This is a genomic window from Pseudomonas sp. HN2 (assembly GCF_020736465.1).
GTDB classification, from domain to species: Bacteria; Pseudomonadota; Gammaproteobacteria; order Pseudomonadales; family Pseudomonadaceae; genus Aquipseudomonas; species Aquipseudomonas moraviensis_A.
The window spans coordinates 132,501-152,839 of record NZ_CP085885.1; the positions used below are offsets into that span (position 1 = coordinate 132,501).

The 20,339-nt window shown below is 59.1% G+C and carries 13 protein-coding genes, 3 rRNA genes and 1 pseudogene (1 of these 17 only partly in view); 7 read left to right on the forward strand and 10 right to left on the reverse strand.

The genetic code is table 11. The features are described from left to right. From LIS66_RS00645 to rrf (LIS66_RS00655), 3 genes are all read left to right on the forward strand, one after another. A 23S ribosomal RNA gene (locus LIS66_RS00645) occupies nt 1–1,693 on the forward strand (it extends 1,201 nt beyond the left edge of the window). 156 nt (nt 1,694–1,849) lie between these two features. Continuing rightward, nucleotides 1,850–1,965: ribosomal RNA gene (gene rrf / locus LIS66_RS00650) — 5S ribosomal RNA — on the forward strand. 105 nt (nt 1,966–2,070) lie between these two features. Beyond that, a 5S ribosomal RNA gene (rrf, locus tag LIS66_RS00655) occupies nt 2,071–2,186 on the forward strand. Nucleotides 2,187–2,252: 66 nt separating this feature from the next. Here the strand turns inward: rrf (LIS66_RS00655) and LIS66_RS00660 are convergent. The 4 genes from LIS66_RS00660 to LIS66_RS00675 all read right to left on the reverse strand — a co-directional run bounded on the left by LIS66_RS00660 (nt 2,253) and on the right by LIS66_RS00675 (nt 7,600). Then, nucleotides 2,253–3,431 (reverse strand): PepSY-associated TM helix domain-containing protein, encoded by a 1,179-nt coding sequence (locus tag LIS66_RS00660; RefSeq protein WP_042610130.1) that lies wholly within the window; start codon nt 3,429–3,431, stop codon nt 2,253–2,255. A 75-nt stretch (nt 3,432–3,506) separates the two neighbouring features. After that, nucleotides 3,507–6,011, reverse strand: coding sequence for a TonB-dependent siderophore receptor (locus LIS66_RS00665; protein WP_042610131.1), 2,505 nt, complete (start codon nt 6,009–6,011; stop codon nt 3,507–3,509). 87 nt (nt 6,012–6,098) lie between these two features. Next, a complete protein-coding gene (locus LIS66_RS00670; protein ID WP_042610132.1) occupies nt 6,099–7,100 on the reverse strand; it encodes a FecR domain-containing protein in 1,002 nt (333 codons plus the stop codon). After that, nucleotides 7,100–7,600, reverse strand: a complete 501-nt coding sequence (locus LIS66_RS00675; RefSeq protein ID WP_042610133.1) for a sigma-70 family RNA polymerase sigma factor — start codon at nt 7,598–7,600, stop codon at nt 7,100–7,102. The genes LIS66_RS00670 and LIS66_RS00675 overlap by 1 nt, the downstream gene beginning before the upstream one ends. 311 nt (nt 7,601–7,911) lie before the next feature. Here LIS66_RS00675 and LIS66_RS27845 point away from each other — a divergent pair. Both LIS66_RS27845 and LIS66_RS27850 read left to right on the forward strand, forming a co-directional pair. Then, a pseudogene (locus tag LIS66_RS27845) lies at nt 7,912–8,889 on the forward strand (cache domain-containing protein); the annotation flags it as partial. A 117-nt stretch (nt 8,890–9,006) separates the two neighbouring features. Then, nucleotides 9,007–9,792, forward strand: a complete 786-nt coding sequence (locus tag LIS66_RS27850) for a methyl-accepting chemotaxis protein (protein WP_371919881.1) — start codon at nt 9,007–9,009, stop codon at nt 9,790–9,792. Between the two features lie 131 nt (nt 9,793–9,923). Here the strand turns inward: LIS66_RS27850 and LIS66_RS00685 are convergent, their stop codons facing one another. From LIS66_RS00685 to LIS66_RS00705, 5 genes are all read right to left on the reverse strand, one after another. Next, nucleotides 9,924–10,391, reverse strand: coding sequence for an SRPBCC family protein (locus LIS66_RS00685; protein WP_064364555.1), 468 nt, complete (start codon nt 10,389–10,391; stop codon nt 9,924–9,926). A gap of 22 nt (nt 10,392–10,413) precedes the next feature. Then, a complete protein-coding gene (locus LIS66_RS00690; RefSeq protein ID WP_227973403.1) occupies nt 10,414–13,806 on the reverse strand; it encodes an amino acid adenylation domain-containing protein in 3,393 nt (1,130 codons plus the stop codon). A gap of 10 nt (nt 13,807–13,816) precedes the next feature. Beyond that, the gene (locus LIS66_RS00695) at nt 13,817–14,746 is read right to left on the reverse strand and encodes a diiron oxygenase (protein WP_227973404.1); all 930 of its coding nucleotides are present in this window, start codon (nt 14,744–14,746) and stop codon (nt 13,817–13,819) included. Then, nucleotides 14,743–15,519 carry a DUF3050 domain-containing protein gene (locus LIS66_RS00700; protein ID WP_042610138.1) on the reverse strand — a complete coding sequence of 259 codons (777 nt, stop codon included), beginning with the start codon at nt 15,517–15,519 and terminating at the stop codon, nt 14,743–14,745. The genes LIS66_RS00695 and LIS66_RS00700 overlap by 4 nt, the downstream gene beginning before the upstream one ends. A gap of 697 nt (nt 15,520–16,216) precedes the next feature. Then, complete coding sequence (locus LIS66_RS00705) at nt 16,217–16,927, reverse strand: GntR family transcriptional regulator (RefSeq protein WP_042610139.1); 711 nt, start codon at nt 16,925–16,927, stop codon at nt 16,217–16,219. Between the two features lie 196 nt (nt 16,928–17,123). On the opposite strand from LIS66_RS00705, the gene lapG reads away from it, so the two are divergent. Continuing rightward, complete coding sequence (lapG, locus tag LIS66_RS00710) at nt 17,124–17,816, forward strand: cysteine protease LapG (RefSeq protein ID WP_024011112.1); 693 nt, start codon at nt 17,124–17,126, stop codon at nt 17,814–17,816. Nucleotides 17,817–17,830: 14 nt separating this feature from the next. Beyond that, the gene (gene lapD, locus LIS66_RS00715) at nt 17,831–19,777 is read left to right on the forward strand and encodes a cyclic di-GMP receptor LapD (RefSeq protein WP_042610140.1); all 1,947 of its coding nucleotides are present in this window, start codon (nt 17,831–17,833) and stop codon (nt 19,775–19,777) included. Nucleotides 19,778–19,905: 128 nt separating this feature from the next. Here lapD and LIS66_RS00720 read toward each other — a convergent pair whose 3' ends face one another. After that, nucleotides 19,906–20,244, reverse strand: a complete 339-nt coding sequence (locus LIS66_RS00720) for a hypothetical protein (protein ID WP_042610141.1) — start codon at nt 20,242–20,244, stop codon at nt 19,906–19,908. Between the last annotated feature and the right edge of the window lie 95 nt (nt 20,245–20,339).

Sequence of the window (20,339 nt, forward strand, 5' to 3'; positions counted from 1 at the left end):
GAAGGTGAGTTGAGAAGCTTGCTGGAGGTATCAGAAGTGCGAATGCTGACATGAGTAACGACAATGGGTGTGAAAAACACCCACGCCGAAAGACCAAGGTTTCCTGCGCAACGTTAATCGACGCAGGGTTAGTCGGTCCCTAAGGCGAGGCTGAAAAGCGTAGTCGATGGAAAACAGGTTAATATTCCTGTACTTCTGGTTATTGCGATGGAGGGACGGAGAAGGCTAGGCCAGCTTGGCGTTGGTTGTCCAAGTTTAAGGTGGTAGGCTGAGATCTTAGGTAAATCCGGGATCTTAAGGCCGAGAGCTGATGACGAGTTACCCTTTGGGTGACGAAGTGGTTGATGCCATGCTTCCAAGAAAAGCTTCTAAGCTTCAGGTAACCAGGAACCGTACCCCAAACCGACACAGGTGGTTGGGTAGAGAATACCAAGGCGCTTGAGAGAACTCGGGTGAAGGAACTAGGCAAAATGGCACCGTAACTTCGGGAGAAGGTGCGCCGGTGAGGGTGAAGGACTTGCTCCGTAAGCTCATGCCGGTCGAAGATACCAGGCCGCTGCGACTGTTTATTAAAAACACAGCACTCTGCAAACACGAAAGTGGACGTATAGGGTGTGACGCCTGCCCGGTGCCGGAAGGTTAATTGATGGGGTTAGCTAACGCGAAGCTCTTGATCGAAGCCCCGGTAAACGGCGGCCGTAACTATAACGGTCCTAAGGTAGCGAAATTCCTTGTCGGGTAAGTTCCGACCTGCACGAATGGCGTAACGATGGCGGCGCTGTCTCCACCCGAGACTCAGTGAAATTGAAATCGCTGTGAAGATGCAGTGTATCCGCGGCTAGACGGAAAGACCCCGTGAACCTTTACTATAGCTTTGCACTGGACTTTGAATTTGCTTGTGTAGGATAGGTGGGAGGCTTTGAAGCGTGGACGCCAGTTCGCGTGGAGCCATCCTTGAAATACCACCCTGGCAACTTTGAGGTTCTAACTCAGGTCCGTTATCCGGATCGAGGACAGTGTATGGTGGGTAGTTTGACTGGGGCGGTCTCCTCCTAAAGAGTAACGGAGGAGTACGAAGGTGCGCTCAGACCGGTCGGAAATCGGTCGTAGAGTATAAAGGCAAAAGCGCGCTTGACTGCGAGACAGACACGTCGAGCAGGTACGAAAGTAGGTCTTAGTGATCCGGTGGTTCTGTATGGAAGGGCCATCGCTCAACGGATAAAAGGTACTCCGGGGATAACAGGCTGATACCGCCCAAGAGTTCATATCGACGGCGGTGTTTGGCACCTCGATGTCGGCTCATCACATCCTGGGGCTGAAGCCGGTCCCAAGGGTATGGCTGTTCGCCATTTAAAGTGGTACGCGAGCTGGGTTTAGAACGTCGTGAGACAGTTCGGTCCCTATCTGCCGTGGACGTTTGAGATTTGAGAGGGGCTGCTCCTAGTACGAGAGGACCGGAGTGGACGAACCTCTGGTGTTCCGGTTGTCACGCCAGTGGCATTGCCGGGTAGCTATGTTCGGGAAAGATAACCGCTGAAAGCATCTAAGCGGGAAACTTGCCTCAAGATGAGATCTCACTGGAACCTTGAGTTCCCTGAAGGGCCGTCGAAGACTACGACGTTGATAGGTTGGGTGTGTAAGCGCTGTGAGGCGTTGAGCTAACCAATACTAATTGCCCGTGAGGCTTGACCATATAACACCCAAGCAATTTGCTGACCTGAAAAGGCACCAGATTGCGGTGTGTGAAGACGAAACGAACCGAAAGTTCGAAGCGCACAAACACCGACAGCTGTCACATACCCAATTTGCTGAAGCGAGGCCCTCTGGTCACGACTCAGTACCCGAATTTCTTGACGACCATAGAGCGTTGGAACCACCTGATCCCATCCCGAACTCAGCAGTGAAACGATGCATCGCCGATGGTAGTGTGGGGTTTCCCCATGTGAGAGTAGGTCATCGTCAAGATTAAATTCCGAAACCCCAATTGCGAAAGCAGTTGGGGTTTTGTTTTAGTAGAAGTTCCTGTTTTTGCTGGCTTGTTACCGTGTTGACGGGCCAGATAAAGAATTTCTTGACGACCATAGAACATTGGAACCACCTGATCCCATCCCGAACTCAGCAGTGAAACGATGTATCGCCGATGGTAGTGTGGGGTTTCCCCATGTGAGAGTAGGTCATCGTCAAGATTGAATTCCGAAACCCCTGTCTGCTAACGCAGACAGGGGTTTTGTCATTTAAGCGTGTACAAAAGATCAGGCTGTTTTACGGGTCTTGCTGCTGCGTCTTGCCTGCCACTTGCGCCACCAGATATAAACCCCCGTCCCTGACAACCCCGCAATCAACACACCCAATACTGCGATCATTATCTGCCCTGTCACCCCGATGATCCGTCCCCCATGTATCGGCAACTGGAGTCGGAAGAACTGCTCCCCAAGCGTGCCCTGTCCTGCTATTTCCTGTCCTAATAATCGGCCATCGGTACCGTGAAAGAACAACCAGGATTTACCGTGGGCATCCGTATCGTGCTGCCCAAATCCGGCGCCGTAGAAGTTGTACTCAAAGCTGTAATACAACTCGCCGATTGCCGCCGTCAGTCCTAATCGCTTCCCCTCCTGCAATGCCCTTTCGTACGCCTGTTGATAGCTCAACTGTGTCGTCCCCAGTTCATCGACTGGCATTCGCCCTCTGGCTTCATAAACGCTCGGCTCTATCGGCGAAAATAGCGAAACAGCAGGCTTGAACACCTGACTAGGCAAGTTCATCGCAACGCTGCTGACGGCGATCGGCAACAGCAGCAGCCACAGCCATAATCCTCCGGCGCGGTGCAGGTCGAAGTTCAAGCGGTAGGCATGCCCGCCTTTCACCTTCCACGCAGTAGCCCATTTCTTCCAGAATGGCTTGCCACGCGGGAAGGTCAGCCACAATGCGACAAAACAGTCGATCACCCACGCGATGGCTACCAGGCCCATCAACAGCAATCCCCAGTTACCCGGCAATGTCAGGTTGTAGTGAAACTCCAGAATGAACGGGATCAGGTTCTCGCGCTGAAAACAGCATTCACCCCAGTAGCGCGCGCCTTTTTGCTCCGCACTGACCGGGTCCAGATAGAACACTTGATTGCGTTCATCGAACGGCTGGCCCGTCGCAGGATCGTTGCGTGGAACTGCCGCCAGCAGCGCCGTATGCCCCGCCTCATGGGGATACTCCATGTACCAGACCTGCAGTTTCGGATGTGCAGTCTGCACCGCATCCACCAACGCGCCCGGCGACAAGCGCTCACCGACTGACGTCGCCTCAAAGAACTGCGGATTCAGCCATTCATCCAGTTCGTGATTGAACGCCAGCACACTGCCGGTCAGCCCGGCCAACAATAAAAACACCGCAATGGCCAAGCCAATGTAACGATGCAACAAAACCAGAAACGCACGCATGCAAGACACCCCGAAGAAACGACAAAGCCAGCCCCTGAGATTAGGGGCTGGCTTTTTTATACGCAGGACAATGCTTTAGAACTGATAGCTGACGGTCGCCGCTACGTTGCGTTCTTCGCCCATGTAGCAGAAGTTCAGACTGGCGCAGGACGCGACATAGGATTCGTTGGTCAGGTTGTTCGCATTGAGCCGAACATCAACACCCTTCAAACCAATCTTGCCCAGGTCATAACCAATCGACGCGTCGAACAACGTATAGGAGGGCACCTTCATGGTGTTCTCGGCATCGGCCCAGCTGTAGCCGACGTAGCGCACACCACCACCCAGGCGCAGACCATCAAGTGCGGCACTGTCGAATCTGTAGTCAGCCCACAGCGAGGCCATGTGTCGCGGCGCTTGAGTGGGTGAGTTGCCCTTGTTCTCGATTACGTCGGTCGGTGTACTCAAAGTGCTGATCATCGATTTGGAATACTCGATGTCAGTGAAGGTGTAACTGCCGAGTACTTTCAAGTTGTCGGTCAGTTGCATGTGCGCTTCGAGCTCCAGACCTTGCGAGCGCACAGCGCCGACCGCGCGATAGAAGTTCTCCTGGGGCAGTTTGGTCGCGAGGTTTTCCTGATCGATGCGGAACAGCGAGGCGGTGAACAAGTTGTCGGTGCCTGGTGGCTGATACTTCAATCCGACTTCCCACTGCGTGCCATCGGTGGGGGCCAGTGGGTTGCCGGCGCTGTCTGCATAGGAGTTCGGATTGAACGACTCGGAGTAGCTGATGTAGGGCGCCAGACCGTTATCGAACAGGTATAACGCGCCGGCGCGGCCAGTGAGTTTCGTGCGTCGATCATTGATCTCTGTACCAACAGGACGTCCCGCTTCAGCAATGCGGTTTTCATCGGAGGTCTCCACCCAGTCCTGACGCAGACCCAGCGAGAAGCGCCATTTGTCCATCTCGATCAGGTCTTGCAGATACACACCGGTCTGTTCGAGGCGACGCAGATAGCTGGTCTCGCCGTACATCTCGATCGCCGAGTTGCCGTACACCGGATTGAACGCATTGATCGGTGCCAGTCCACCGCTGGTCCAGTCGACCACCGTTTTACGCCGCTGATAATCCGCGCCCATCAGCACCGTATGCTTGGTCGCGCCGGTAAAGAATTCCGCCTGCAGCATGTTGTCGACGATGAACGCATGCAGGCGCTCATCGCCGCCGGTGTAATAGCGGTTCAGTTCGTTGCTGGTCGGGGTCGTCCAGCCATAGGCGTAGACCTGATCCATATTCACTTTGGAGTCGAGATAGCGGAAGTTCTGCCGGGCGGTGAAGACGTCGTTGAATCGGTGTTCGAACTGGTAGGCGAACGATTGCTGGTCACGGGAGTAACCGTCGATCCCCGGCTCGCCCTCGAAGAAGCGCGGCGAGATACGGCCGCCATTACGCTGATGGATGGTGCCGTCCGCCGGAACGCCGCCGTGGTAGCCGCCGTCCGGATCATGCTGCAGATAGGCCTGCAGGGTCAGCGAGGTATCTTCAGTGAAATCGATGCTCAACGTCGGGGCGAGAGCGAAGCGTTTTTCCTTGTTGTGGTCGAATTGCGTGTCGGACTGATCGCTCAATCCGGTCAGCCGATAAGCAATGCGCTTGTCGTCATCGACCGGGCCACTGAAGTCAAAACCAACCCCACGCTGGCCTTGTGTCCCAACGGTGGCCTGCACCTGGTGGTACGCCTCGTACAACGGTTTTTTGCTGGTGAGTGCGACCAGACCGCCGGGTGAGCTGCGGCCGTACAGCACGGACGACGGGCCTTTGAGAATATCCACGCGTTCGAGGAAATACGGATCGACCTGCATGGTGCTGTAGGTGCCGCTGTCGCCCATCGACTTGAGGCCGTCGAGGTAGATGTTGTCCACCGAGCCGTCGTTGAAACCGCGCATCGCCACGTAGTCATACCGATGCGTGGCGCCGTACGGGTTGGTCAGCACGCCCGGGGTGTAGCGCATCGCTTGCGAGACGGTTTGCGAGCCTTGGTCATCCATTTGCTCGCGCGTGACCACGGACACGCTTTGCGAGGTTTCCAGCAATGCGGTACTGGTCTTGGTGGCGATCTGGCTGTGCGTGGCGTTGTAGCCGGCCATGCTGCCCAGTGCGTTGCCGAGGGCAAAACCTTTGATGTCGGTAGTCGGCAAGGCCAGTGCTTCGCTTTCGGCGAGCGCGCGCAGGATGTAGCTGCTGCCGTCCTGGCTGACGGCTTCCAGTCCCGAGCCGCCGAGCAAGTGGCTCAAGGCCTGATCGGTCGAATATTCACCCTGCACGCCCGGGGATTGCTGACCTTGGGTCTGTTGTGGCGTCATCGACAAGGTGATGCCGGCCTGCCTGGCAAACTGATTCAACGCCTCGCCCAGTGGCCCGGCAGCAATGTTGTAGCGGTGGCTGACCTCGGTGCCGGCAGGGTTGGCGGCCAGACTCAGGCTTGGTAATACGCTGATGCCCAGCGCGGTGGACAGCAGGGCTGCCCGCACCGCATGGCGCAGCAGTGTCGATTCTGCAGTGAAATTCAGAGGGTTCTTACAAGTAGCGCGGACAGTCATCATGGATTTCCGTAGGCAGTCGCGAGGGCTGAGTTGAAGTGCTTACTGACTAAGCCGGACTGCCTGGAAAAACCCGCCAAAAAAATTTCACACCGCGCGCTCAAGGGTCACCCACCAACGGGTGCGGTAGCGCAGTTGCACCGGCAGCGTCTGCGGCAGGACTGCCAGCAGCCTGTCGGTGTCCTCCAGACGGAACACACCGGACAAGCGCAGCTCGGCAATATCCGCCGCGCAACTCAGAAACCCCGGGCGGTAACGGGCGACTTCAGCAATAAAGTCGCCCAGCCGCATATTGCGCGTGACAATCAAGCCATCGAGCCAGGCGCCCGCATCCATATCCAGCTTCGGTGCCGCGCGCAAACCGCCTTGATCGACCAGAAAGCTCTGCCCGGCGAGGGCTTCGAGCGAATGACCGCCAGCGCGAACCACCACTCGGCCACGGGTAACGCTGAGCCGCGTGCACTGATCTTCCTGACGCAAAATGAAACGCGCAGCGAACGGCTCATAACTCCCGTGGCGATTCTGTACGCGCAGCGGTCGGTCCGTCGCCGCGCCTTCGTCAGAGCCGCCGCAGGTAACAATGATTTCGCCGCGGGTCAGTTTGATCAGGCGCTGCCGGGCGGTGTAATCCAGATCCACGGCGCTGGCGGTGTTGAGCTCGATCCGCGTGCCGTCGGGCAACTGGAAGCCGCGCCGTTCTCCGGTCGCCGTCGCGTAGTCGGCGCTCCATTGCTGCCAGGCGGCGCTGTCCTTGGCCAGCCACGCGGCAGATCCCATCAACAGCGCACCGGACAGCAACTTCAAAGCCTGGCGTCGGCCCAGCTCCTGCGCACTGTTTTCCAGGGTGTTGAACGCGACCTGCGCGCCGGGCACGGCACGCAGGCTGGAACTCAATTCGGCGTGCAGTGACTGCACCCGTTGCCAGGCGATTTCGTGCTCGTGGTGCTCGGCGCGCCACTGCTCGCATTGGCGAGTCAGGCGGGAATTGCCGTGGTTGTTGCGCAGCCGCAGCAGCCAGTGAATCGCTTGTTTAACCACCTGTTGCCGAGGTTCAACGCGGCGACCGAGCGAGAGGTTATCCACAGGCATCAGCGCTCGTACCGCAACACATAGCAGTGAAACAACGCATCGGCGATGTAGCGTTCCACCGAGCGAACCGACACGCCCAGCTGCTCGGCGATCTGTTTGTGGGTTAGACCTTCACACTGCGCCAGCAGAAACGCCTGACGCACTTTCGGCTTCAGTCCTTCAAGCATGCGCGCAATGCTCTCCAGCAGTTCAAGCACCAATGCTCGGGATTCCGTGTCGGGTGCTTCGCCTTCAGGCAGGTGAGCAATGGTTTCCAGATAAGCGCGCTCGATTTCCTCGCGGCGCCAATGGTCGATCACCAGACCGCGGGCAATGGTCCGCAAAAAGGCTCGGGGCGCTTTCAATTCGAGGCGCTCGGTACGCTGGAGCAGACGCAGGAAAGTGTCCTGAGCCAGATCGGCGGCATCCGCCGCATTGCCCAGACGCGCGCGCAGCCAAGCGTTCAGCCAGCCGTGATGACTACCGTAAAGCGCCTGTACGACCAACTCAGGTGAAGACATGACCACGCCAGCCCGAACGTCACAAATGATAATTAGTCGCATTGTCATCAAGGGTTACCGATTTTGCAACTGTCGTCCTGAGGACAGTGAGAAAAATTTCACCTCAGCCGCTCTGGCACGCCGTTCGGCGGGAATCAGTCACGAATCTCATCCATTTCCTACTCGACCCTAAGATTTATCGCCGACTGGCCGACAGACTGGTGAGAAATGCGTGCACCAAAGTAGAGCGGCCAGAAGAATGCTGCCTGCGCTGTACATGGAATGTTGCATCCGGAACGCATACCCACTTTTGGCATAAGAAGTCCTCTGAAATGAATCTCAAGTTCAGCCATAAAATCCTCCTGGCCGCGTCGGGCGTCGTCGTCCTGGCGTTCGCCTTGTTCACGCTCTACAACGATTACTTGCAGCGAAACACCATTCGCCAGAATCTGCAGTCCTCCGTGCAGCAGGCCGGTGACCTGACCGCCAGCAGCGTGCAGAACTGGATGAGCGGGCGCATTCTGGTGCTGGAAAACCTCGCGCAGAACGTGGCTCATCAAGGCAAGAATGCCGACTTCCCCGGACTGGTCGATCAACCAGCCTTCACGTCGAACTTCCAGTTCACCTATGTCGGGCAGGCCAACGGTGTCTTCACCCAACGTCCCGATGCGAAGATGCCGGACGGTTACGATCCGCGTCAGCGCCCCTGGTACAAGCAGGCAGTGGTCGCTGACAAAACCATGCTGACGCCGCCCTACATGGCGGCAGTCGGTGGCCTGGTGGTGACCATCGCCATGCCGGTGAAGAAGGACGGCGAACTGCTCGGTGTGGTCGGCGGTGACCTGAGTCTGGAAACGCTGGTGAAGATCATCAATTCGGTGGATTTCGGTGGCCTCGGCCATGCGTTTCTGGTCAGCGGTGACGGCCAGGTGATCGTCAGCCCGGACAAAGATCAGGTGATGAAAAACCTCAAGGACATCTACCCGAACACCAACGTGCGCATCGAGAAGGGCAACCAGAACGTGGTGCTCAACGGCCAGGACCGCATTCTGTCGTTCACCCCGGTCAGCGATCTGCCGAATGCGCAGTGGTACATCGGTCTGTCGATCGATCGCGACAAGGCCTACGCCGCACTCAGCCAATTCCGCACCTCGGCGCTGATCGCCATGTTTGTCGCAGTCGCGGCGATTGCGTTGCTGCTGAGCCTGTTGATCAACGTGTTGATGCGTCCGCTGACCACCATGGGTCGCGCGATGAAAGATATCGCTCAAGGCGAGGGCGATCTGACCCGGCGTCTGGTGGTTGAAAGCAAAGACGAGTTCGGTGAGTTGGGCAGCGCTTTCAACCAGTTCGTTGAACGGATTCACGCGTCGATTTCCGAAGTGTCTTCCGCCACCCGCCATGTGCATGATCTGTCGCAACGGGTGATGGCGTCGTCCAACGCGTCGATCATCGGTTCCGACGAGCAAAGTGCACGCACCAACAGCGTCGCTGCCGCGATCAACGAATTGGGCGCGGCCACTCAGGAAATCGCCCGCAACGCGGCGGATGCGTCGCAGCACGCCAGTGGCGCCAGCGAGCAAGCCGATGACGGGCGTCAGGTGGTTGAGCAGACGATTCAGGCGATGACCGAGTTGTCGCAGAAGATCAGCCTGTCGTGCACGCAGATCGAGACCTTGAACGCCAGCACCGACAACATCGGCCACATTCTCGATGTGATCAAAGGCATCTCGCAGCAGACCAACCTGCTGGCGCTCAACGCGGCCATCGAAGCCGCGCGTGCCGGTGAAGCCGGACGCGGTTTTGCCGTAGTCGCTGATGAGGTGCGCAACCTTGCGCATCGCACCCAGGAGTCGGCAGAAGAGATCCACAAGATGATCACCTCGCTGCAGGTGGGGTCGCGTGAAGCGGTGAGCACGATGAACGCCAGTCAGGCGTCCAGCGAGCAGAGCGTGGAAGTGGCGAATCAGGCCGGTTTGCGCCTGGTCAGCGTGACCCAGCGCATCGGCGAAATCGACGGCATGAACCAGTCGGTGGCAGCTGCGACCGAAGAGCAGACTGCGGTGGTGGAAACCCTCAACGTCGACGTCAACCAGATCAACCTGTTGAATCAGCAGAGCGTGGCCAACCTCAACGAAACGTTGAAGGATTGTGATGCGTTGTCGCAGCAGGCGAACCGGCTGAAGCAATTGGTCGACAGCTTCAAGATCTGACCGCGTTATCGTTCTTCGCGAGCAGGCTCGCTCCCACAGGGTGACCGCATTCCTATAGAAGGAATGCAATCGAAATGTGAGAGCGAGCCTGCTCGCGAAAGCGGTGTGGCATCCACCGCAAATCCGAAGCCTTAAACAAACAGCTTCAAGACATTGCCCATCGCGTCATCGGCAAATCCCTGCACAAAATCCTTGAATCCCGGCAACGCTTCATCCCCACCCGCAGCCGGCTCGGCGATGATCGTCCAGGTCGCTCGCGACTTCCCTTCGCTCAGCGATTCCACCTGCATCGCCGCCCACAGATTCGCCACCCCCAGAGTGTTGTAAATCGTCGTCCAGGTCATGCGCCGTGCCTGTTCATCGCGGGCGTTGAGTTGTTCGACCACGATGTTGCCGTCCTTGAAGATTTTCTTGCGCAGCGAAGACACGCCTTCGCCGGTCATTTCGGTGTGCGACAGCGCCGGAATGAATCGATCGAAGCCGGCGAAATCGCCCACTACGGCCCAGACTTCTGCCGCGTCCGCCGGCACTTCCACCGACGACACAACATGGCAGCCTTGCGGATTTTTGATCAGGGTGTCGGGTTGCAGATTGCTCATGGTGTTGCTCCTTGTTGATGAGTCAGAGAAAGTTGATTTCTTTCAGGTAGTCGCAGCCGCGACGCAACAGCGCCGGGGATTTCTGCGGGTAGTGCGCGCCCATCTGCTGCACGCCGGCCTCGGCGTTGGCGTGGCCGATCAGCGAGATATCGCCGATGTCTTCTTCGAAACCGTTGAGGTAGAAACCGAGCACGCCGAACAGCGCGTTGTCGGCGTCGACCCGGTTCAGTTGCTGCTGCCAATCGGTAACGCTGACCAGCGAGAACTCGCTGCCAGTTTCGCGGAACGAAGCGACGTAGGCATCCCAGCTCAGCGGCTCGGGGTTGTGCAGATTGAACACTGCGCGCTCCGCTGAATAACGGCTGGCATGGAAGGCGATGAAGCGGGCGAGAAAGTCCACCGGCATCAGGTCGAAATTCAGCGCAAAGGCCGGCACCTGACCGAGCTGGATCGAGCCTTTGAGCATCAGCATCAAGCGGTTTTTGTGCGGCTGACAAACGCCGCTCAGGCTGTTGAAACTGATATTGCCCGGACGATACAGATTGACCCGCACACCGCGCTCGCGCGCTCGTTCAAGGATGCGTTCGCCGACCCACTTCGACAGGTTGTAGCCGTTGCGAATGTAGATCGGTGGCGTCGCGGCGGCGGGCAACTCGAGCACTCGACCGGCGTCATCCACGGTGCTGGAGGCCGACAGGGTCGAGACGAAATTGAAGACCTTTTTGCTCCGCCCTTCGCACAGCTTCAGCAAGGCAAAGATCGGCTCGACGTTGTCCGCTGCCAGCGACTCGTAATCGAGTACGTGGTTGACGTTGGCGGCGTTGTGCACCAGCGCGCCGAACTCGCGGTCCAGGCGCTGATAATCGTCATCGCCCAGGCCCAGCTGCGGGCGACTCATATCCGCTGCATAAACCCGCACACGGCTCAGATCGAGATGCTCCAGACGGTTTTCGCGCAGGGCCTGAGCGAAGCGTTGTGCTGCCGTTTGCCCGGCGCCGTCGCGCACCAGACAGGCGACCTCGCTGGCGCCCCAACCGAGCAGCGCTTCGACGATGTGCACACCGACAAAACTGTTGGCGCCGGTGACGATGACCTTGTGCACATCGCCCATGCGGCTGATCGGCAGCGGTTCGATATCCAGCGTGCGCTCGGCGTCGGCCATGGCCTGAGCGCTGAGTACCGCGCTGTCGTCGGTGCCGCGCACCAGCGTCGCCAGTTTGCTGATCGTCGGCAGTTCGATGAAGCGATTGATCGAAATGCTTCGGCCAAATTCCTCGCGCAAGCGCAACAACATCCGCGACAGCAGAATCGAATGGCCGCCGAGATTGAAGAAGCTTTCGTCGGTGGAAATGTCGCTGGTCGGCAGTTCCAGCAACTCGGCCCAGATCTCCAGCAACAGCGCTTCGTCGGCGTTCGCTGGCAGGCATTTCGCAGCGCTGTCCTGAACGCTCACCGGCAATCCCAGCAGCGCCCTGCGATCGACCTTACCGTTGCTGGCGAAGGGCATCTGCGGCAGTTCGGTCCATGCCACGGGTTGCATGTAGTCCGGCAGAAACTGCCGGGCATGGGCTTTCAGTTCGTCCCGGGCAGTCTCGGTCTGAGGCTGGGCGAGGAACGCCAGAATGCGCCGTTGACTGTCGATGACCACGGCAATCTGCCGATACAAGCGACTCTCGCGCAGGCACCGTTCGATCTCTTCCGGCTCGACGCGAAAGCCGCGGATTTTCACCTGATTGTCGCGCCGCCCGCACAGTTCGATACCGTGCTCGCCCCACTTGGCCATGTCGCCGCTGCGGTAGGCGCGCAAGGTCTCGCCGCCGGGCAGTGACAGGGTCAGATAGCGCTCGGCGGTCTGCTGCGGGTTGTTCAGGTAACCGAGGCAGACACCCGGGCCGACAATGAACAGTTCACCGACGGTTTGATTGGGCACCGGTTGCAGATCGTCGTCGAGAATCAGCACCTGACTGTTGGCGATCGGCGCTCCCAGCGTGCGGTTGCTGTCGCCCGGTTTTAGCTGGCGCGCGGTGATCAGCACGGTGGCTTCGGTCGGGCCGTACAGGTTGTGCAGGGTACCTTGCCGGGTCAGTTGTTCAATGACGAACGGCTCGCAGACATCGCCGCCGGTCATCACCTGCAGGCCTTCGAGTGGTTGCAGCGGCAGGATGCTCAACAGCGCCGGCGGCAGGAAGGCGTGGGTCAGTTGCCGACGGCGAATCAGCGCAACCAGTTGCAAAGGATCGCGACGCTGGGTGTCGTCCGGCACCACCAGCTCCGCGCCGACGAGCAGGCTCGGAAAGATGTCGATTAGCGACGAATCAAAGCTCAGCGATGAGAACTGCAATACCCGACTCTCGGCGCGCAATCGCACATGGTCGGCGTACCACGCAGTGAAGTGAGCGAGATTGGCCTGGCTGAGCAGCACGCCTTTCGGATGCCCGGTGGTGCCCGAGGTGTAGAGCGCCATGCACGGCGCATTGAGCTCGGGCGGGTGCAGCATCAGCGGCCGATCGAGATCGGCGTCGGTCGCCTCGATGCCACTGACATCCAGCCCCGTTATCGATTCGCTGAGCGCCTGCCGCCCATCGTGGAGCAACAACACAGCGCCGGCGTTTTCCAGGATGTATTGCTGGCGCTGCAGCGGATGACTCGGCTCCAGCGGCAAGTACACCGCGCCGCTGCCGAGAATCGCCAGGATCGAAGCGAACAACGCCGGGTCCTTGCCTTGGCAGACTCCGACCACCCACGGCTGCGGATGTTGCTCGAGCAGGGGCAGCAGTCGCTGTTGAATCGCGCGGCTGTGGGCGTGCAACTGACGATAGCTGATGGCCTGTCCGCGGAGGTACAGCGCCGGCCATTCGGCATGCTCGATCAGGCTCTGTTGCAGACGCTCGATCAGCGGGGTCTGCGCTTGCTGCAGCAGTGCAGGGTTCGCCGTATTGTTGACGCGGTGGACGTACGCCAGTTTGTCGAGAAACAGCAGATCTTCCAGCCGTTCGAAATCCGGCGCGCTCAGCGCAGGGGCATGGCGAAAATAATCCGCATCGCGGGAAAAACGGCTGACCAGCAACGCCACTTCGTCGACCACATGGACGAGCGCTCGCTGGCGTAAGGACTGACCATTGCCGGACGGCTCATCGCCGATCGGCACACGGCTGATCAGCGAGGAGCCGAGGAAGCACAGCAAGTCGAGGGTCTGCAGGCCGCCGTCGGCTTGTGCAGCGACACCCAGGCGCAGGTGCAGATGCGGGATCGCGCAGAAGTCGCCGGCGCCGATAAAGCCATCGTCGATGATCAGATCCACGGCTGCGGGTGTCGCGCCGCTGCGCGTCACTGCATGGCCATGCTGTTCGAGTTCCCGGGCCAGATCGGTCATGGCCTGGCTGGCGCCGGTGAGCAAAATGTCGAGACGTTTCATGTCGGCCTCCTCAAACCAGATAGTCGCGCAGGGCGTGCTGCACACACGGTGTGTCGAGCAGCGAGCTGTTGTGGAAAAACTTGACGATGTTGCCCACCAACGGGTGGTGGCGGTTGATCGGGAAGGCCAATCCAGCGATTTCCTCGCGCAGTGACCGCCGGGTGATTTCGCTGACCGGCAGTGCATCGATCAGGCGCAGGTCGAAGGACTTCTGGATGTCATTGGTCAGGTAATGGCCGATGAATACCGGCAGAATCTGCGCGATGGTTTCGCGGTCCGCGTCGCTGGCGGTGTGCCAATAGATGCGCACCATCCGCGCCCAGAAACTGGAGTGGCGACCCTCGTCGAGCAAATGGTCGGCCATCAGGCCCTTGATCGACGGCTTGACCGAATCGTCGCGGGCGAACGCGGCGACGTCGCCGGTCACGGTGTTTTCGGCGATCGCCACGCAAATCAATTCCACCGCGCTGCGCAGGTGCTCCGGCGCCAGTGCCACAGCGGCGGGAATCGCCCGGCTCAGTTCGATTTCGTCGGGCAACTGAATCGGTTCGATACCGGTCAGCGCCACCGTTTGCTGCATGAAATCCATGGCTACCAGCGCGTGGTAATCCTCATCGACCACCACGGTCATCGCGTCGTAGCGACAGGCGAACGGAAACGCCACGGCGAAGCGATCTTTGGCAATGCTGCGGGCGGTCTTGTCGACGATTTCGGTTTCGAAAATCACTACGTCATTGATGAATTTGTACAACGTCTGCACCAGCGCGAAATCACGCTGTTGCGGGCATTCACGCAGGAAGGTTTCGCTGAGCACCAGCGGCTGGCGGCTAAGCGGGTAGATCAGGCGCTGATCGTCTTCGAGCACCCGTCGCGGACGGGTACGAATAGTCGCGCGGGTTTCCCAGGCCTCGGCGAAGGATTGATAGTCGGCGGCGTTCATTGGGCCACCTCGACAACTTCTGCGCCCATGCTCAGGCGCAGCCCGTCCCACAGGGCGATGCGGCTTTCGACGGCGGCGATGGCGCTGGCATAGACTTCCGTTGCGCGCTGCGGATCGCCATCGACCAGACGTTCCAGCAACTGCTCGGCGGCGGGGCCGTGGTCCTCGGAGTCGACTTCGATGTGCCGTTGCAGGTAATACCGGAAAGTCGGCGCCTGTTCGATGCCGATGCCCCAGTCATCGAGGATGCGCTGGAACATGGTCGGGATAACGCTCTCGCGACCATGCAGGAATGCGGCGGCGACGCTGTGTCCCGGCGCTTGCAGGGCAATCTGCAAGGTATCGCGGACAAACTGCGCCGCCGCCGGCTCGACATCGACGCTTTGCAACGCAACGTCATAACTCACGCCTTCCTGCTGCAACGCGACGAAGCGTTCCACTGCTGTGGTGCTCGCGCCGATTTCGCGCATCGCATCCAGGTACAACTCGAAGTGGCTGTAATGGCCGGCATCGAGGCGATCGTCCGATTCCTCCCCCAGCACAATCTCGTTGATCAACCGCGCCGCGTGAGGATCGCGCGGCGGCAGCCAGGGCAAGCGTGTGCAAGTCAGTTCCTGTTGCAGGCGCTTGGTCAGCGACATGAAGTCCCATACGGCAAATACATGGGTTTCCATGAAACGGCGTAGTACCGATAACGAAGTAATCTCGGAGAAGATCGGGTGAATACTCAGTTCGGCTTTCTTCAGGGCGAGTTGCTGCTTAGTGGGCATCATGATGTCCTTTATCAGTGATATGAGGTGCACAGTTCTTTTCAGTTGCTGTAAGCGATGGAGAAAGTTGGATGGAAGTTATCCAGACACTTTCAATATCGCGCTCTGACGCCGTTGCGGGGCCACGGTTGCTGCGTTTGGTACGTGAGGTATGCCGCGGTGAACGACAAAGTTCAAACCTGGCGAGAGAAAGCTAATACAGGGCAAAAGCAATTAACAAGTTTATTTTCAATTATTTTAAGTTGGCTGTTTTTCAAGTATGAAAGTTGCCGATAAAACTTTCAGAGCAAGTTTTATTTGGGCGAAGTTGCTCCTTTCGGCTAATTGGGGCCAAAATTGATAAAAAGAGTGAATGCCTCACTCGAAGCAACTTTTAACTAAGGAGATTGATTGAATTGATGGGGGCGAAAGTTGGCCGGGACCGGCGCCATGACTTCCTGTTTCCCGTGACAAGGCTCCTTCCGTAGGTTCCTGTTGCGGAGACTGTGCCGTCAGGGCGGCGTGTCCCCGTTCTATAGGGTTGGCGCTGGAAGAGTGCGGGTAAATTGCCGTCACGGCTATTACCGATTGGTCATTGGCATAGAGCGACAAAGCGCTGGTCCGGGCGCGGCGGGCAGCCGCGCACGCGCCGATCCGCTGCCAGAGCTGGCAGCAGAGCGGTCGCGAAGATTTGTAAGGGGATTATTCGGCGGGCGAGATATCAGCGTGCGGTATGGCGCTTCTGCGCGGCGGGGGTCGCCAGGTAGCGGGTGATGACCTCAACGCCACGGTTGAGGTGCTGCTCCAGCAGTTTGAGTGAATGCGGGATGTCTCGCTCGATCACGGCATGAAGCATGGCGCGGTGGTCGTCCTGAGACAGCTTGCCCAGGCCCATGGCTTCCAGGTTGAAACGCAGGAAACGTTCTTCCTCGTTGAGGCCGTCCTCCACCAGGCGCAGCAGGCGCTGATTGGGCGCCTTGCTGTACAGGGCCATGTGGAACAGACGGTTGAGGCGGCCGATTTCGTTGTAATCGTGCTGGGCTTCCAGTTCGTCGATATAGCCGGCGGCGAGTTGATGCTCGGCGTCAGTCAGCAGCGGAATCGACTGCCGCAATGCCTCGGATTCGAGCAGAATGCGCAACTCGTAGGTTTCGGTGGCATCGCCTTGGATCAGCGGCGCAACCACGGCGCCTTTGTGCGTGGTGACGCTGAGCAGCTCTTGCGCTTCCAGTTGGCGCAAGGCCTCGCGCACCGGCATACGGCTGACCCCGAACAGGTCGGCCAGATCCTGTTGGCGCAACGCTGTGCCACAGGGCAGACGACCATCTAGAATGGCCGAGCGCAGGGTTTCTTCAATTACCGACCGGGCCAGATGCGCAGGAATCGGTCCTTCGACTTTGATGCTGTGCAGCGGTTTGGGCTTCTGAGTCACGACAACACACCCTGTAGGTCGTAATATTTGGATCCAAATGACACTAGTGATTGCTCTACAGGTTGTCAAACCTTGTAAAACATAACGCTGCCATCTCAAGTCTAGCGCGTCTTTCGATGATCTCACGGTGCCATTGTTTTTTGCCGGGCTAAGCTTCACCATCAAACGCTTCCTTTCTGTCCTCTGGAAACCTGCTGTGGCGGTACGTTTCGCGATCCCTCGGACCTTGCGCTGGCTTGGCTGCGCATTGCTGCTGGCCGGCGTCATGCTGGGCGGTCTGCACGCCGATTGGGATTTTTCCGCGATCAGCCGCAAGGCCACTGCTCTTTACGGGCCACTGGGTGCCGGGCAGCAGCGCATCGACGCCTGGCAGAATCTGCTGGCGACGCAGAAGCAGGTCAGTGAGATGGACAAGCTCAAGGTGGTGAACCTGTTCTTCAACAAGCAGGTGCGCTACGTCGAGGACATCGATCTCTGGCGCGAGGTGGATTATTGGGAAACCCCGATCGAAGCGCTGTGGAAAGGCGCTGGCGACTGCGAAGACTACGCGATCGCCAAGTATTTCAGCCTGCGCCATCTCGGGGTTTCCAGTGACAAGCTGCGCATCACCTACGTCAAGGCGCTGCGGCAGAACCGCGCGCACATGGTGTTGACGTACTATGCGACCCCCGATGCCATGCCGCTGGTGCTCGACAGCCTGATCGATCCGATCCAGCCGGCGTCGCAGCGGACCGATTTGCTGCCGGTCTACTCTTTCAATGCCGAAGGTCTGTATCTGCCGGGCGCCAAGGGCAATAAAAAGGTCGGCGACACCAAACGCCTGTCGCGCTGGCAGGATGTGCTGAAAAAAATGCAGGCCGAAGGTTTTCCGGTCGAGACGACTAACTAGGAGCACGCGCTCAGATGTCTTTGTTCAAACAGCTGTTGATCGCTATCTGTCTGTTCCTGGTCGTGGCCTTCACCGGCAGCTTCATGGTCAGCCTGGAGAGCTCGCGCACCCAGTACGTCAATCAGTTGCGCTCCCACGCGCAGGACGCTGCGACGGCGCTGGCGTTGTCGCTGACGCCGAATATCGACGACCCGGCGATGGTCGAGCTGCTGGTCAGTTCGATTTTCGACAGCGGCTATTACGCGAGCATTCGCGTGGTCGACGTGAAGACCGAGCAGACCATTGTCGAGCGCAGCGGCACTCCGGCGGTGAGCAACGTGCCGGACTGGTTCGTCAGACTGATCGGTCTGGAACCGGCCGGTGGCGATGCGCTGGTCAGCCGCGGCTGGGAGCAGGCGGCGCGGGTCGAGGTGGTCAGCCATCCGATGTTCGCCGTGGCCAAGCTGTGGCAGAGCGCGCTGGGCAGCCTCGGCTGGTTGTTGATCTGCGGTGCGCTGAGCGCGGTGCTCGGCGCGCTGCTGCTGCGTCGGCAGTTGAAGCCGCTTGATTACATGGTCCAGCAGTCCCATGCCATCGCCCGCCGCGAGTTTCTCAGCCTGCCGGATCTGCCGCGCACGCCTGAATTGCGCAGGGTGGTGCAGGCGATGAATCAGATGGTCGAGAAGCTCAAGACGCTGTTTCAGGAGCAGGCCGAGCGCAGCGAAAAACTGCGCACAGAGTCCTATCAGGACAACCTCACAGGCCTGGCCAACCGCCGCTATTTCGAGATGCAACTGAACAACCGGGTTAGCAACCCGGAGCAGGCCAGTTCCGGTTATCTGCTGCTGTTGCGGGTCAAGGATCTGGCCGGGCTCAACCAGCGTCTCGGCGGCCAGCGCACCGACCAGTTGCTCAAAGCCGTCGGTGAGCAACTGACCCGCGAGTGCGCAAGATATCCACAGACTCAAGACTTGGTAACGCGAATTCGCGGCGGTGAGTTCGCCGTGCTGGCGCCGGGGCTGGTGCGCGAGGAGGCGTTGCAGCTGGCGCAAAATCTCGACAATGCACTGAGCAGCCTGCATGCCACCGGCGCGACCGATGTGCCGGCGGTGGCTTCGATCGGGCTGGCGCCGTTCGCCCATGGTGATTCGCCGCAAGCAGTGCTGACCCTGGGCGATCAGGCATTGGCGCAGGCCGAAGGCCAGGGCGAGCAGAATTGGGCGTGCATCGATCAGAGTCTGGTAGCGGAGGTTGGCGACGATCATCACGCTTGGCATCGACTGCTGGATCAGGCCTTGAGTCAGCAGCGTTTCGAGTTGTATTTCCAGCCGGTGGTCGCCGCGCAGGACACGCAACTGGTGCTGCATTACAAAGTGCTGTCGCGCTTGCTCGACGAGCAGGGCCAGACTATTCCCGCCGGGCGCTTCCTGCCGTGGCTGGAGCGCTTCGGCTGGACCGCGCGGCTCGATCGGCTGATGCTTGAACGCGTGCTCGAGCAGATGAAGGCGCACGAGGATTCGCTGGCGCTGAACCTGTCCTCGGCGACGCTGGCCGATCCGCAGGCGTTGAACAAAGTGTTCGAGATTCTGCGCGCACACTCCAACCTCGGCGCGCGTCTGACTCTGGAAATCGGTGAGGAGCAGTTGCCTGAACAGGCGGTGCTGGAGCAGTTGACCCGACGCCTGCGCGAGCTGGGTTTCTCGCTGAGCCTGCAACGTTTTGGCGGACGCTTCAGCATGATTGGCAACCTGGCGCGGTTAGGTCTGGCGTATCTGAAGATCGATGGCAGCTACATTCGGGCGATCGATCAGGAAAGCGACAAGCGTCTGTTCATCGAAGCGATCCAGCGCGCGGCGCACAGCATCGATCTGCCGTTGATTGCCGAACGGGTCGAGACCGAAGGGGAGTTGTCGGTGATTCGCGAGATGGGCCTTTATGGCGTGCAGGGGCAGTTGCTCGGCGAGCCGAAGCCCTGGAAGTAAATCTTGGAGAGCGTTGATTTCAGTGATGCCGCCTTCGCGAGCAGGCTCGCTCCCACATTTGCAATGCATTCCAGTGTGGGAGCGAGCCTGCTCGCGAAAGGGCCAGTCCAGTCGGTGAAGATCCAGGATCAGATCAACCCGCCCTCATCCTCATCGATCAACTGGCTCAACCCGCCCAGCGCTTCACGCGCCTGGGTGCGGTCCATCAGTTTGGCCTGGGCCGCCGCCGGCAGGTCGGTGACGCGGATCACGCCTTTCTGGGTCAGCACCTGAATCAGGTCGTCGAGCACCCGAATCATTTCAAAGTCGCTCTGTTTGAGCTGTCTGAGGCTGTTTTCCACGGCTTCGTTGGCGTACCACGCCTGAATCTCATGGTTGTCGGCGGGCAGCGTTTCCGTGGCCTCGGCGTACGCCGCAGCTTCCACGCGAATCAACTGGCCTTGCGCATCGCGTTGCACGTAGAACATTGAGCATCCCTCACAAATGAACAGCGTCATGCTGTCAGCAGCATAGCCAACTGCGCGCCAGTATGCGGGGCGACGATGCAATCGTCACCGCTGCA